Annotated in this window: 17 protein-coding genes; 11 read left to right on the forward strand and 6 right to left on the reverse strand. The window is 72.4% G+C overall.

What is annotated here, in order from left to right:
* Positions 1-52: 52 nt before the first annotated feature.
* From ACZ6W9_RS23435 to ACZ6W9_RS23455, 5 genes are all read left to right on the forward strand, one after another.
* Positions 53-202: a hypothetical protein gene (locus ACZ6W9_RS23435; RefSeq protein WP_470119600.1), complete on the forward strand. Its 150-nt coding sequence runs from the start codon at positions 53-55 to the stop codon at positions 200-202.
* 281 nt (positions 203-483) lie between these two features.
* On the forward strand, positions 484-903 hold the full coding sequence (locus ACZ6W9_RS23440) for a hypothetical protein (protein WP_362946090.1): 420 nt from the start codon (positions 484-486) through the stop codon (positions 901-903).
* Positions 904-1,325: 422 nt separating this feature from the next.
* Positions 1,326-1,889 carry an RICIN domain-containing protein gene (locus ACZ6W9_RS23445; RefSeq protein ID WP_470119602.1) on the forward strand — a complete coding sequence of 188 codons (564 nt, stop codon included), beginning with the start codon at positions 1,326-1,328 and terminating at the stop codon, positions 1,887-1,889.
* Between the two features lie 211 nt (positions 1,890-2,100).
* Positions 2,101-2,640, forward strand: a complete 540-nt coding sequence (locus ACZ6W9_RS23450; protein ID WP_389963795.1) for a P-loop nucleotide/nucleoside kinase family protein — start codon at positions 2,101-2,103, stop codon at positions 2,638-2,640.
* Between the two features lie 135 nt (positions 2,641-2,775).
* The gene (locus tag ACZ6W9_RS23455) at positions 2,776-3,249 is read left to right on the forward strand and encodes a TIGR00725 family protein (protein WP_389963792.1); all 474 of its coding nucleotides are present in this window, start codon (positions 2,776-2,778) and stop codon (positions 3,247-3,249) included.
* A gap of 100 nt (positions 3,250-3,349) precedes the next feature.
* On the opposite strand, the gene ACZ6W9_RS23460 is transcribed toward ACZ6W9_RS23455, so the two are convergent.
* On the reverse strand, positions 3,350-4,990 hold the full coding sequence (locus ACZ6W9_RS23460; protein WP_470119605.1) for an alpha/beta hydrolase: 1,641 nt from the start codon (positions 4,988-4,990) through the stop codon (positions 3,350-3,352).
* Between the two features lie 288 nt (positions 4,991-5,278).
* A complete protein-coding gene (locus ACZ6W9_RS23465; RefSeq protein WP_389963786.1) occupies positions 5,279-5,809 on the reverse strand; it encodes a shikimate kinase in 531 nt (176 codons plus the stop codon).
* Between the two features lie 167 nt (positions 5,810-5,976).
* Between ACZ6W9_RS23465 and ACZ6W9_RS23470 the strand changes: the two genes are divergently transcribed.
* Genes ACZ6W9_RS23470 through ACZ6W9_RS23480 form a run of 3 tightly spaced genes read left to right on the forward strand, consistent with a single transcriptional unit; the run spans position 5,977 to position 7,719 of the window.
* The gene (locus tag ACZ6W9_RS23470; protein WP_389963784.1) at positions 5,977-6,408 is read left to right on the forward strand and encodes a helix-turn-helix domain-containing protein; all 432 of its coding nucleotides are present in this window, start codon (positions 5,977-5,979) and stop codon (positions 6,406-6,408) included.
* Positions 6,405-7,358: an alpha/beta fold hydrolase gene (locus tag ACZ6W9_RS23475; RefSeq protein ID WP_470119607.1), complete on the forward strand. Its 954-nt coding sequence runs from the start codon at positions 6,405-6,407 to the stop codon at positions 7,356-7,358. The genes ACZ6W9_RS23470 and ACZ6W9_RS23475 overlap by 4 nt, the downstream gene beginning before the upstream one ends.
* Complete coding sequence (locus ACZ6W9_RS23480) at positions 7,351-7,719, forward strand: DUF4180 domain-containing protein (RefSeq protein WP_389963778.1); 369 nt, start codon at positions 7,351-7,353, stop codon at positions 7,717-7,719. The genes ACZ6W9_RS23475 and ACZ6W9_RS23480 overlap by 8 nt, the downstream gene beginning before the upstream one ends.
* A 55-nt stretch (positions 7,720-7,774) precedes the next feature.
* Here the strand turns inward: ACZ6W9_RS23480 and ACZ6W9_RS23485 are convergent, their stop codons facing one another.
* On the reverse strand, positions 7,775-8,776 hold the full coding sequence (locus ACZ6W9_RS23485; protein ID WP_470119609.1) for a DMT family transporter: 1,002 nt from the start codon (positions 8,774-8,776) through the stop codon (positions 7,775-7,777).
* A 73-nt stretch (positions 8,777-8,849) separates the two neighbouring features.
* Between ACZ6W9_RS23485 and ACZ6W9_RS23490 the strand changes: the two genes are divergently transcribed.
* The gene (locus ACZ6W9_RS23490; protein WP_389963775.1) at positions 8,850-9,767 is read left to right on the forward strand and encodes a LysR family transcriptional regulator; all 918 of its coding nucleotides are present in this window, start codon (positions 8,850-8,852) and stop codon (positions 9,765-9,767) included.
* 104 nt (positions 9,768-9,871) lie between these two features.
* Here the strand turns inward: ACZ6W9_RS23490 and ACZ6W9_RS23495 are convergent, their stop codons facing one another.
* From ACZ6W9_RS23495 to ACZ6W9_RS23505, 3 genes are all read right to left on the reverse strand, one after another.
* A complete protein-coding gene (locus ACZ6W9_RS23495) occupies positions 9,872-10,555 on the reverse strand; it encodes a ThuA domain-containing protein (RefSeq protein ID WP_470119612.1) in 684 nt (227 codons plus the stop codon).
* Positions 10,556-10,563: 8 nt separating this feature from the next.
* On the reverse strand, positions 10,564-10,800 hold the full coding sequence (locus tag ACZ6W9_RS23500) for a DUF5302 domain-containing protein (RefSeq protein ID WP_389963769.1): 237 nt from the start codon (positions 10,798-10,800) through the stop codon (positions 10,564-10,566).
* A 165-nt stretch (positions 10,801-10,965) separates the two neighbouring features.
* On the reverse strand, positions 10,966-11,148 hold the full coding sequence (locus tag ACZ6W9_RS23505; RefSeq protein WP_470119614.1) for a hypothetical protein: 183 nt from the start codon (positions 11,146-11,148) through the stop codon (positions 10,966-10,968).
* 36 nt (positions 11,149-11,184) lie between these two features.
* Between ACZ6W9_RS23505 and ACZ6W9_RS23510 the strand changes: the two genes are divergently transcribed.
* Both ACZ6W9_RS23510 and ACZ6W9_RS23515 read left to right on the forward strand, forming a co-directional pair.
* On the forward strand, positions 11,185-11,676 hold the full coding sequence (locus tag ACZ6W9_RS23510; RefSeq protein WP_389964458.1) for a MarR family winged helix-turn-helix transcriptional regulator: 492 nt from the start codon (positions 11,185-11,187) through the stop codon (positions 11,674-11,676).
* A gap of 25 nt (positions 11,677-11,701) precedes the next feature.
* A complete protein-coding gene (locus tag ACZ6W9_RS23515) occupies positions 11,702-11,926 on the forward strand; it encodes an HGxxPAAW family protein (RefSeq protein ID WP_362946122.1) in 225 nt (74 codons plus the stop codon).
* Positions 11,927-12,157: the final 231 nt, after the last annotated feature.

Below are 12,157 nucleotides of genomic sequence, written 5' to 3' on the forward strand. Positions count from 1 at the left end.
CATCGCCGGCCGCGCCCGGCACATCCTGGGCATCGCCGAGGACGAGGCCGCCGTGCTGTTCCACCAGAACAACACGCTGGCCGACATCCGCCGCATCATCGACGGCCTCATCGCAGGCGCGCGGCACTGGAATCCCACCTCGGAGACCCGCGCTCCCCGCACGAGGGGGCGCGGGCCTTTCGCGTTTCCGCCGAACCTCTGAACCCAGGAGCCGAACGGGTCCTCATCGTCCCCATGAGGGGTCGCGACTGTAGTACGCACGGAACCAGGAGTAGTGCGGACAGGTCCTCCCCGCCCCTGCGAAGGGCCGCAACACGGGGATGTGGACGCGGTCGATGCGGCCGTACGTGTCCTCATCGCCCCTATGAGAGGCCGCGATGCATCCTCGCGCTCAGCCGAAGGGGCGCGACGGAGGATCAGCCCGTGAACCTTTCACCGTGTGGGAGCGACGAACCATGTAGTCGACCACTGTGGAGGCCGTTGATGATCTCATCCCATGCCGGGGGAGCGCCGCCGAGCCGTCCGAACAGGTCCGGGCGGAAGAGCCTCGGGCTGATCGTTCTCGGCGCCGTACTGGGGGCGATACTGAGCGTGGCGCTGTTCGTCGCGGCGTGGTGGCCGCGGTTCGAGGTGGTCTACCGCAGTGATCAGCCGACCACCGTGGCCTACAGCGACGGTTCGAAACACATGGTGGGCCTGGTGCGCAGGAGCACCCTTCTCGGGGAGTCACACCTGATCGTCGCCGGCCGGGATCCGAGCTTCTCCTACGGTCACCAGGTGGAGATCGAGACGTCCGCCGATTCGGTCAGGACGGTCGAGTGGACGACCGCCGGGGTTCGGACGGTCTTCGACACCGGCCACGAACTGTTCATTCCCGCCCGATACTTCATCGGCGGTCGGTGACTCGCACCGGCGAGAGGCGTCGGCCGCCGCGTGGGAGGAGAACGCGTCGGCCGATTCCGCGGCCGGGAGCCCTGGTCCGGCGACCAGGACCACCACGGTGGTCCCGTGACCGCCGACCGGGTTCATGTTCGCCCGTCTGCCCTGGTCACGGCATGTCGTCACCTGAAAGATCGTCTTCGGGTGTTACAACGGAGCGTCGCCCGGTTGCGGGGCCGCCCGACCACACGATCCACGGGCATCCTCCCGGGCCCGGCAGGTCGGGGCGACCCGGTTCCGCGTACCCGGTGCCCGCGCCCGCTTCCCCGCGGGCGCGGGCACCGGGCTGCCGGAGACCTCCGCCGCCGCGCCGTCGGCGGATCCACGGACGCGGGCCGGAACGCCGTGACCACGACAACGACCAGCTCATCCACGGGAGGAACCCCATGGCCGTTCTCCGCCCAGCCCGCCGCTCCGCCCTGACCCTCGTCACGGCCGCCGCCCTGTTCGTTCCGGTGCTCCCGGCCGCGGCCCACGCCCGGACCGACCCCGCCACCGGCCTCTCCCCGGAAGGGCAGCAGTCGACGGCCCTGACCGGGATGCTGGTGAACGGGCAGACCGGAAAGTGCCTGACCGTCGCCGGCGGCGGGCGCGTGACCGACAACCTCCGGGCCGCGCAGTACGAGTGCGACGCCTACCCGACCCGCCAGTGGACCATGACGGACGCGACGGGCACCCGCCAGTACACGCTGCGGAACGCCCAGACGGGCAAGTGCCTGACCATCGCCGGAGGCGCCAGCACCGCCAACAACTACACCGCCGTGCAGTACACCTGCATGGACCACCCCGCGTTCCGCTGGATGTTCTGGGGTGCGGCCGGCGCCCAGCAGTACCAGCTGAAGAACGTGCAGACCGGCAAGTGCCTGACCATCGGTCCGGACGGCAGCACCGCCGTCCAGTACACCTGCGACAAGCAGCCCGCGCGCATGTGGGGCGTGCGCTACATGTGAGCCGGGCCGGCAGGGTGGGCGGCCCGAAGACCTGGACCGCCCACCCGGCCGTTCACCGGGACCCGCCGGTGCCGTCCCGCGGCCGGCGGACAGACCGGTCCCGCGCATCGTCGGTTCGGTGCCTCCGAGGCACCGACGACGGGAGGCCCTGAGGTGGAGTGCCCGGAGGCGGGAGACCCAGGAGATGCGACCCTATGACAGTGTTCCGGGCATGCTGATCGTGATGAGCGGCTTACCCGGTGCCGGCAAAAGCTCCATCGCCCAGGAACTGGGCCGTCTGCTTCCGGCTCCGGTGCTGTCGGTCGACCCGGTGGAGGCCGCGATGTGGAGAGCGGGGATCGACCGCGGCCAGCCGACCGGACTGGCGGCCTACGTCGTGGTGGAGGCACTCGCCTCCGACGTTCTCGCGCTCGGGCAGACGGTCATCGTCGACGCGGTGAACGACGCGCGGGAGGCGCGGGAGCAGTGGCGCGGCCTCGCCCGCCGCCGGAGCGTGGTGCTGTGCCACATCGAGGTGACCTGCTCCGATCGTGCCCTGCACCGGCGACGGCTGGAAGGTCGCCGGCGCGACATCGACGGCTTCGTCGAGCCGGCCTGGGCGTCGGTGGAGGTGCGGCGCGCGAACTTCGACGCATGGCGTGAGGACCGCCTCGTCCTCGACTCCACCGCTCCGCTGACCGGCAACGTGCAGATCGCCCTGGCTCACCTGCGCGCTGCTCGCCGAGATCCCCTATCCGGCACCTCGGAATGACACCTGGAGTCGGCGAAGGCGGATGCGGAGCCGTCGCCGCGGCCCATCTCGACGGCGGCGCGGCTCAAGGGGCCGGACCGGGATGGTGGATCCGTCCGGCGACCGGTGACGACGGCCGGGTGGGATGATCTCATCGTGGCGATCCAGGTGGCGGTGTGCGGGCCGCGTGACTGCACGGGCGAAGACGAGGCCGACGCCCGCGAGGTCGGCCGGCTGCTGGCCGGGCGCGGCGCGGTGGTGATCTGCGGTGGTTACACGGGGGTGATGGCCGCGGTGGCGGCCGGGGCCCGCTCGGCGGGCGGCACGGTGGTCGGCGTCCTGTCCCGGCCGGACCGGGAGCAGGCGAACCCGGACCTCTCCGTCGTCATCCCGACCGGCATGGGGGAGGCCCGGAACGCCGTCATCGCCAACTCGGGCGACGCCGTGATCGTCATCGGCGGTTCATGGGGGACGCTGTCGGAGCTGGCACTCGCGATGCGTCACGGCCGCGTCCCCGTGGTCCAGCTCGGCGGCTGGCGGATCCTCGACCGCGAGGGGCGGCCGGTTCCCGGAGTCAGGCACGTCTCCTCCCCGGAGGAGGCGCTGGAGGCCACCGGCCTGTGGGCCTGACCGGCCGTTCCACGCGGCCGTGAGCGGGGAACCGCCATCTCATGCCGCCGTGAGCAAAGAACCGCCGGTTCATGCCGCTGGGAGCAGGGGAACCGTCGGCTCACGTGGTGACCGGGAAGGTGAGCGCCAGGGGCCAGGCGAGCAGTGCGGCGCCGACCACGGAGGTGACCCAGACCGGTGCGCCGGCCGCGCGCAGGCCGGCGGCGGTGACGCCCTGCCAGGCCAGCAGTACGGCGAACAGCGGGATCACGAACACCACGAATCCCGGCGCGCCCGCGGCGACCACCGCGACGGCCATCGCCGCCACGACGGAGAGCGCTCCCCAGGCGTGGACGAGGACCGCCCCACTCGGCGAGCGGCGGCGGGCCAGGATCTCCAGGCCGCTGACCAGCGCTCCGGCGGCGAGGAGCGCGGGTGCCAGCAGCCACAGCCGCACCCCGGAGGGGACGGAGTTCGCCCAGCCGAGGTGCGCCGGCACGGCGAAGCCCAGCACGGTGAACGCCGTCAGCCCGGCCGCCGCCGCGACCAGCCGGGCCGACCGGGCGGCGGAGGAGACGGGCGTCCGGGGCGACGGACCGGTCCCCGCTCGGTCCTGCCCGTCCGCGGTACGGCCGCGCGACATGGCCCAGGCACGGTTGAGCCGTACGGTCCCGGTACGGCCGACCAGAGCGGCGGCCGACAGGACGAGGCCGTGGACGGCGATGAACCCGATGGCGTAGTCGGCGACCTCGACCGGCAGCCAGCCCGGTGGTGCGACCCGCATGACCAGCATGGCCGCCGCACCCGCCACGACCGGCCCGGCGAGGAGTGCGATTCGTGGCAGTCCGGTGCCGCCGACCGGCTCCGGACGGGGATCACGGCCCGGACGGCCCGGCAGGAGGAGGGAGGCCAGGGCGCCGAAGGACAGGACGGCCGCCAGATGCAGCAGCAGGGCCGGGCCCACGCGGTGCAGCGGGTACACCTCCGAGGCCGCCCGCCCCGGCACCGCTCCCAGGGCCGCGTTCAGCCAGTCGAGGGTGGCGCGATGGGTGGCGGAGGCGAACAGGACACCGATGTGCTCAACCCCGGGAATCTCCTCGGCGCGGCGGGCCGTACCGGCGGTGAAGTCACCGTAGGTGCGTCCCAGGACCGCGTCCGGGTGCGCGGACCGTACCAGTGCGGGACCTGCGGCGCGGATGCCGCCGAGTTCCAGTCCTCCGGCCAGCACCAGCAGGTCGCGCACGCCGGTCGCGCCGCCGTCCGCCGAGCCGGTGGAGATCGCCACGGTGGCGGCCACGCCAGGGTCGGCCGCGGCCTGCCGCAGGACGGCGCCCGCTCCCATGGAGTGGCCCACCAGCCCGATCTTCGCGGTGTCGACGTACGGCAGCGCCCGCAGGAAGGCCAGGGCGGCAGAGAGGTCGTCGGTGAGGCCGTCACCCAGAGAGGCTCGGGAGCCAGAGGGGCCCGAGGAGCCCTGGGAAGCGCGGGAGAAGGGGCGGCGGTTCGCGCCGTGGCCCGCGAAGTCGAGCAGGACGACCACGTAACCGTGCCGGGCGAGGGTGTCCGCGAATCCCCGCATGATCTGCTTGCTCGCCGCGAATCCGTGCGCGACCACCACCCCGGGCGACCGCTTCTCGCTCTCAGCGGCTCGTACGGTCTCCAGTGGCACCCCTCGGAAGACCGTCCCGTCCCGTCGCAGGCCGTCGTCGGCCCGGATCATCGCGGCGGTGCCGACGGCCGCGCACAGTAGGGCGAGCACCACGGCGGCCATCCGGCGGCCTCGGGTGAACCCGGAGGAATCCGGACGGATGGATCCGGAGTGATCCGGACGGGCGGATTCGAGGGAATCCGGGGGAGTCGGCATGGGATGACCATGCCCGCCCATCATCCGACCGGCAAGACCGTCCACCGGAGACCTCGTCGCGCCGTCCCGATGGCCCTGGCCGTCTCGGCCGCTCGACCCGCGCGGTTCGACGGTCCGGATCACCCCGGCCACTCGTACCGTCTGGATCGTCCGGCCCGCCGGCCCCGCAGGATCGCCGGGCTCTCGTCAGCCGGCCTGCTCCTTCAGGTGGTCCAGGATGGCGTGGGCCACCTCGCGCTTGGACATCTTCGGCCGTTCGAAGCGCAGGTCGGCCACCTCGGCGAAGGCCGCGGCCCGGCGTTCGTGCAGTTCCTTCGCCAGGTCCAGCGGCTTCTTGCCGAACCGCGGGCGGTGCGGCTTCTCCTCGATCTTCTTGGCGATGAACTCAGGGGTGGCGTCCAGCCACACCACCAGGGCCGGTTTGAGCGCCTCCCGGCACCGCGGGTCGTCCAGGACGCTGGCCGCGGCGGCGATGATCGGCGCGGGCCGTTCGGCGAGGCTGTCCAGCAGGTGCTCGGCCTCGCGGGCGTGCAACTCGGTGACGCCGGCGGTCTCGGCGATGGCGGCCGCGGTGACGCCGTAGCGTTTCTCGAGGTAGTCGTCGCTGTCGCGCACCGGCCGGTCCAGGGCCTCGCCCAGCACTTCCGAGACGCTGGTCTTGCCGGCGCCCATCAGACCGACCACCACGATCGGGACGTCCGCCTCCGTGTCTGCCATGTCAGCCACCTCCGGTCCTCAGGGGGAATGTGAAAAAGGGGTCCTCCGTCTCCCTTGCCCCGGAAGCCCATGCCTAGCCCTCCCGGTCCGCCGACGCCCCCACGGCACCCCTGTTTTCCGCAAAATACCCTATTGCTCCCTATCAAGCAGAAAGATACGGTAGTTTCATGTCAGATCGCTTCTACTCCGTGGAGCAGGTCGCCGAACACCTGGGTCTGCACGTTCGCACCGTCCGCAACTACGTGCGGGACGGACGGCTCACCGCGGTCCGCATCGGCAAGCAGTACCGGATCGCGCACGAGGACCTGGAGGCGTTCACCGGCCGCCCGGTGCCCCCGCCGCCCCGGGAGACCGTACGGCGGCAGCGGCACACCGACGTGTCGAGCATCGTGGAGATCGACGCGGTCAGCCGGGAGACGGCCGACCGACTGTCCACCCTCCTGATGGTCGCGGCCACCGACCGCCGCCCCGGCGACCAGCCGCTGCGGATCGAGACGGTCTACGACGAGGAAAGGGCCCGGATGAAGATCATCGTCCTGGGCGGTCTGCGGGACACCGCCAGGCTGTTCGACTACATGGAAGGAATCCTCACGTCATGAGCGTGATCTACCGGTCCGAGGCCGGCGCGGAGGAGATCCGGCGGCGGTACCGGGAGGCGCTGGACGCCTGGCCGGTCCCCGCCGAGCAGGTACGGGTGCCCACCCGCCAGGGCGAGACCTTCGTCGTCGTCTCCGGCCCGCCGGACGCGCCACCCGTGGTGCTGCTGCACGGCGCGGGGGCGAACGCGACGATGTGGCAGGACGACGTCGCCGTCTGGACGCGGCGTTTCCGCACCCACGCCGTTGACCTCATCGGCGAGCCGGGCCTGAGCGCGCCGTCGCGCCCGCCCCTGGACTCCGACGCCCACGCGCTGTGGCTGGACGACGTGCTGGACGGCCTCGGGATCACCGCCGCCTCGATCGTCGGGACCTCCCTCGGCGGCTGGGTGGCACTGGACTACGCCGTCCGGCGTCCGGGAAGGGTGGAGCGCCTGGCCCTGCTGTGCCCCGGTGGGCTGGGACGGCAGAAGACCGGCTGGATGATCAGGGCGCTGCCGCTGCGCCTGTTCGGGCGCCGGGGGCTGCACCGGTCGGCGCGGATCGCCACCGGCCTGAAGTCCCCGCTGGCCGGACCGGTCCTCGACTCCCTGGCGCTGACGTTCACGGAGTTCAAGCCGCGGATGGAGCGGCTGCCGGTCTTCCCCGACGAGGCGCTGCGCCGCCTGGCCGTGCCGGTGCTGGTGATCGTCGGCGGCCGTGACGTCATGTTCGACTCCACGGAGACCGCCCGGCGGGTGCGCCGCTGCGTCCCGCACGCGACCGTGAACCTTCTGCCCGAGGTCGGGCACGCGATCCTGGGCCAGGCCGAGCCCGTCTCGGCGTTCCTCTCGACCGACGCCGACGCCGACGCCGATGCCGGAACCGAAACTGGAGCCGGAGCCGGAGCCGGAGCCGGGGCCGTGCCCGCCGACGCCGGCGGTCAGCTCGGCGCGGAGGCCCGCGATGCCTGACGTGATCCAGGAGCGGGCCGGGACGACGGTGCTGGTGTGCGATCCGGACGGGCCGCCGGTGGCGACCACGCAGGACGCGCTCGACCTGGTCGGCGCGGCGTTCCTCGGCGCCCAGGTGGTGGCCGTGCCCGCGAGCCGGCTGGACGAGCGGTTCTTCTCCCTGGGCACCCGCTTCGCCGGGGAGGTCCTGCAGAAGTTCGTCAACTACCGGCTGCGGCTGGCCGTCATCGGGGACATCTCCCGGCACCTGGCGTCCAGCTCGGCCCTGCGCGCCCTCGTCCACGAGTCGAACCTTGGGGACCACGTGTGGTTCCTCCCCGACCTCGACGCGCTCGACGCCCGGCTGGCCGCGGTCGGCTGACCTGCGGCCCCGCCCGCCGTACGGCCGTCCCGGACCGTGGGGCGCCGCCGTCCGGTCACGGGGCGGGATCGGCCGCCGGGCGCCGGCTCCAGTTCCGGGGCCGGGTTCCGGCGCGCCGGAACCGGAGGACGGCGACGGAGGACAGCACGAGCGTGCCGCCGGCGAGCTGCACCGGGGTCAGGGACTCGCCGAGGACGAGCGCGGCCAGTGCGGCGGTGACCACGGGCTTGAAGGTGGACAGGATGGCGGCGGTCGAGGGGCCGGTGCGCCTGAGCCCGGCGAAGAAGGTCAGCATCGCCACGACGGTGGAGATCACGGCGATGGCGGCGAGCCAGAACCATCCCGATGCCCCGAAGCCGAGATCGACGCCGCCGGTGAGCAGGGCGCGGGCGCCGAGGGTGCCGGCCGCGCCGGTCATCACCAGCGCGGACAGCGCCACGGGCGCCAGCCGGTGCACGACGGTGTCGGCGACGAGGATGTAGACGGTGTACGTGGTCGCGGAGGCGAAGGCCAGCAGCGCCCCGAGCGGGTGGAAGCTCATGCCGCCGGCGCCGAGCAGGACCAGCAGCGTCCCGCCCGAGGCGGCCGCCAGCGCGGCTCCGCGCGCGGGGGTGAGCCGGTCACGGCCGAGCAGCACCGCCACCACGGTGACCATGACCGGGTAGGTGTAGAGGATCAGGGCCAGCAGCGAGGCGTCCATCAGCTCCAGCGCGGAGAAGAACAGACTCGCCTGCGTGGCGTACCCGATGGCGCCCAGGCCGATGGCGATGGCCGGCACCCGGCCGCGCGCCGTCACCGGCCGGGCGCCGACCGGCGGCTTCCGGGGAGGGCCGGAAGTCACCGGCCGGGTGCCGACCGGCGGCTTTCGGGGAGGGCCGGAAGCGGCGCGACGCAGTCCCGGTCGCACGAGCAAGGCGAGCCCGAGCAGGACGGCGGCCAGGGCGAAGCGCACCAGCAGCAGCGCCCCGGGTGAGACGCCGGCGTCGTAGGCGAGCTTGCCGAAGATCGCCATCGCGCCGAAGCAGGCCGCGGACAGAAGACACAGTGCTGCACCCATGCGTCCAAGGATCCGGGGCCTGAATCATCGGGTCCAGCGATGATTCCTGGAGGTGAATCATTAGAATTCTCGAATGATTGAGTTGGACCTCCGGCGACTGCGCTTCCTGCGGGAGTTCGAGGAGCGTGGCACCCTGGCCGCGGTCGCGGCGGCCCTGGGCTACAGTCCGTCCACGGTCTCCCAGCAGCTCGCCCTGCTGGAGAAGGAGGTCGGGGCCCGGCTGTTCGACAAGGCGGGGCGGGGTGTGCGGCTCACCGACGCCGGACGTCTGCTCGCCCAGCACGCGCGGGTGCTGCTGTCGGCCGCCGAGGCGGCGCAGGCCGACCTGGCCGGTCTCGGCGGCGACATCCGGGGCACCGTCCGCGCCGGCGGCCTGCAGTCGGCCGCCCGCCGCCTCCTCATCCCGGCGGTGGCCCGCATGAGGGCCCACCACCCGCGGGTCCGGGTGGAGATCTCCGAGCTGGAACTCGAACAATCCCTGCCGGGCCTGCGCCTCGGCACGGTCGACCTCGTCATCGGCGACGAGTACGACAGCCACCCCCGCCCCCGACCGGCCGGCCTGCGCTTCACGCTCCTGCTCGAAGAGCCCCTGAAAGTCGTGCTCCCGGCCGCGCATCCCCTCGCCCGGCCCGGCGGGCCCGTCCCGGTCATCGGGCTGCGGTCCGACGTCTGGACCGCCTCCGCCGAAGGCACCGGCCACCATGCCATGGTCATCGGGACCTGCCGCGCCCTCGGCGGTTACGAGCCCGATCTACGGCACCGCTCCAGCGACGCCGACGTCCAGCTCGAACTCGTCCGCGCCGAGGCGGCCGTCGCCCTGTTGCCGACCCTGACCCTGCCCGGCGACGATCCGGCGCTCGCGATCAGAGACATCGCCGAGACCACTCTCAAGCGCCGTCTGGTCGCCGTCACCCGGGACACGCCGCCCGCTCCCGCGCTCACCGCCCTCCTGGCGGCCGTGACGGACCAGGTGGGCGAGCTCGGCCTGTAGCGGCCTTCCGGTCCCCCGGCGTTCTTCAGGGCCGGGGACCGCGGGCGGGCGTTACCGGGCCGCGGGTCGCCGCCGTCCGGTCACGGTACGGGGGCCGTCGCCGGTCACGGGGCGGGATGGGCCGCCACGCCCGCGGCGTACCGGATGCCGCCGAGCAGGTGGGCGCGGAACGCCGGGTCGGCGTAGGACTCGCGCGTGTGCCCGCCGCCGGTGTACCAGGACCGGCCGCCCAGGTGGTCGTGGCACCAGGCGATGGGGTGGTCGCCCATGCCGCCGCCGGAGTACGACGCCTCGTCCAGCGACATCAGGACGCGCACTCCGGGCCGCGGGTTCGTCCGGTAGTCATACCACTCGTCGTACCGCCGCCAGACGGGTTCGAGGTGCGCGGTGGAGGGATGGGAGCGATCCTCCACGCGGACGACGGCCTCCTGCGGCTCGGGGTGGCACCGGAAACGGGCGCCGACGAGCTCACCGTAGAACGGCCAGCCGTACTCGGTGTCGGCGGCCGAGTGGATCCCGGCGAAGCCGCCGCCGCCCCGGACGTAGGACTCGAACGCCGCGCGCCGCGCGTCGTCCAGCACGTCGCCACTGGTGTTGAGGAACACCACGGCCCGGTACCGGGCGAGGCCGGCGGGGGTGAAGGCGCCGCCGTCCTCGGTGGCGTGGACGGTGAAGTCGTGCCGCCGGCCGAGGTCCCCGACGGCCCGGAGGCCGTCGGGGATGGAGTCGTGCCGGTACCCGGTGGTCCTGGAGAAGACGAGGACGGCGTAGGGGGGATCGGCCGTCATCTTTCGGGTCAGCCGCTCTTGCGGCGGAAGGAGCGCCTGCCCCCGGCCGGGCCCTGGGAGCCGTGGATCTTCGAGGCGCCCTTCCCCCGGCCCGCGGCGTTCAGCTCCGTCTGGGCCACCTTCTTGCGCTCCAGGGCCTCGCGGAACTTGCGCTTGAGCTCGTCGTCGGTGGTCTCGGTGCCCTCGGCGCCTTCGAGGGTCTGGGTGCTCTCGGCGTCCTCCGGCTTCGGCGTGACGTCAGGCATGCGAACCTCCTGTTCTCTGGACGGTCCGGCTTCGGCCGACCGGAACATCATCTTCTCATGTCCGCAACGCCGTACGGCTGGCCGCGCGGTCCTCTCCGGGCCGGGCACCGGGGCGCGGGCCGAGGGTCGCCTGCGGGTGGGGAGCCGGGGGGCGGGGGAGCGGGCTCAGCCCAGGTCCATGACCATCAGCAGTATCAGGCCCGCCAGGTGGCCGACCACCACGAAGATGATCACGAAGAGGAAGACGAACCGCGCGGGGCCGTGCTCGAAGTACTTGCCCTCGCGGAGCTCGGAACGCCCCGCCTGGCGCTCGGCGATCCGCTCCTCGATCGGCTTGCGGTTGAACATGGGGCTCCTCAGGGACCGGTGACGCTTGGTGCCGCAATGCTTTGTGCACCAATTACCTTACTATGTCGATTGGAGGTGCATGTGAGTGACATATCCGAGGCGCTGCGCCTGGAGCGACAGGTGTGCTTCGCCCTCGCGGTGGCCTCGCGCGGCGTCATCGGGGTCTACCGGCCGCTGCTGCAGCCGATGGGACTGACCCACCCGCAGTATCTCGTCATGCTCGCCCTGTGGGAGCACGACCAGCTCTCGGTGAAGGAGCTGAGCAAGCTACTGAGACTCGACCCCGGTACGCTGTCACCGCTCCTCAAAAGACTTGAGGCGATCGGCTACATCCGGCGGCGGCGTGACAGTCAGGACGAACGCGTCCTGGCGATCACGCTCACCCCGGAGGGCCGGAGGCTGAGGAGCGAGGCTGAGAGGATCCCGCCGTCCGTCGCCCGGCGACTGGGTATGGACCTGGAGGAGCTGCAGGAGCTTCACCGGGTGCTGACCCGGGTGATCGCCGCCGCGGACGACACGCATCATTGATGCACAGAAAGGACAGATAAGGCTCATGGCTGGAAGCCACGGAGGAAGCCCCAAGTCTTGGCTTGCGGTGCTCGTTATTTTGGCCGGGTTCATGGTCGGCGGAGTGGGCCTGTGCACCGGGCCCAACTGGATCATGTTCTGGGCGGGGGCCGGAATCATCGTCGTGGGCGGTCTGATCGCCCTGGTGGTGGACATCTTCTCCGACGTGATCATCGACGCTCCCCGTGAGCCGCTGAACCACGGCGGCTGACCCGGAGGCTCCCGCACTCCCGGAGCTCCGGCCCCGGGCGATCTGACGGATCGCCCGGACCCGTCGTCCGCCGCCGGGCCCTCCGTGCCGCCGCAGAGCCGCAGGGTCTCCGGGTCGCCGCGAGATCCTCCGGGCCGCTTCCCGGTCCTTGAGGCCGTCACCCGGTTCGATGTCCGGAATGGCGGTTCGAGGGTGACATGGGTCACATCTGAGGTGCATAGTCGTCTGACG

The organism is Streptosporangium sp. NPDC053982 (genome assembly GCF_055585205.1).

Bases quoted from the DNA above. Each gene is read 5' to 3' on its own strand.
- ACZ6W9_RS23440 (WP_362946090.1), top strand. From the start codon at position 484: ATGATCTCATCCCATGCCGGGGGAGCGCCGCCGAGCCGTCCGAACAGG.
- ACZ6W9_RS23445 (WP_470119602.1), top strand. From the start codon at position 1,326: ATGGCCGTTCTCCGCCCAGCCCGCCGCTCCGCCCTGACCCTCGTCACG.
- ACZ6W9_RS23450 (WP_389963795.1), top strand. From the start codon at position 2,101: ATGCTGATCGTGATGAGCGGCTTACCCGGTGCCGGCAAAAGCTCCATC.
- ACZ6W9_RS23465 (WP_389963786.1), bottom strand. From the start codon at position 5,809: ATGGCAGACACGGAGGCGGACGTCCCGATCGTGGTGGTCGGTCTGATG.
- ACZ6W9_RS23470 (WP_389963784.1), top strand. From the start codon at position 5,977: ATGTCAGATCGCTTCTACTCCGTGGAGCAGGTCGCCGAACACCTGGGT.
- ACZ6W9_RS23475 (WP_470119607.1), top strand. From the start codon at position 6,405: ATGAGCGTGATCTACCGGTCCGAGGCCGGCGCGGAGGAGATCCGGCGG.
- ACZ6W9_RS23480 (WP_389963778.1), top strand. From the start codon at position 7,351: ATGCCTGACGTGATCCAGGAGCGGGCCGGGACGACGGTGCTGGTGTGC.
- ACZ6W9_RS23485 (WP_470119609.1), bottom strand. From the start codon at position 8,776: ATGGGTGCAGCACTGTGTCTTCTGTCCGCGGCCTGCTTCGGCGCGATG.
- ACZ6W9_RS23490 (WP_389963775.1), top strand. From the start codon at position 8,850: ATGATTGAGTTGGACCTCCGGCGACTGCGCTTCCTGCGGGAGTTCGAG.
- ACZ6W9_RS23495 (WP_470119612.1), bottom strand. From the start codon at position 10,555: ATGACGGCCGATCCCCCCTACGCCGTCCTCGTCTTCTCCAGGACCACC.
- ACZ6W9_RS23500 (WP_389963769.1), bottom strand. From the start codon at position 10,800: ATGCCTGACGTCACGCCGAAGCCGGAGGACGCCGAGAGCACCCAGACC.
- ACZ6W9_RS23505 (WP_470119614.1), bottom strand. From the start codon at position 11,148: ATGTTCAACCGCAAGCCGATCGAGGAGCGGATCGCCGAGCGCCAGGCG.
- ACZ6W9_RS23510 (WP_389964458.1), top strand. From the start codon at position 11,185: ATGCTTTGTGCACCAATTACCTTACTATGTCGATTGGAGGTGCATGTG.
- ACZ6W9_RS23515 (WP_362946122.1), top strand. From the start codon at position 11,702: ATGGCTGGAAGCCACGGAGGAAGCCCCAAGTCTTGGCTTGCGGTGCTC.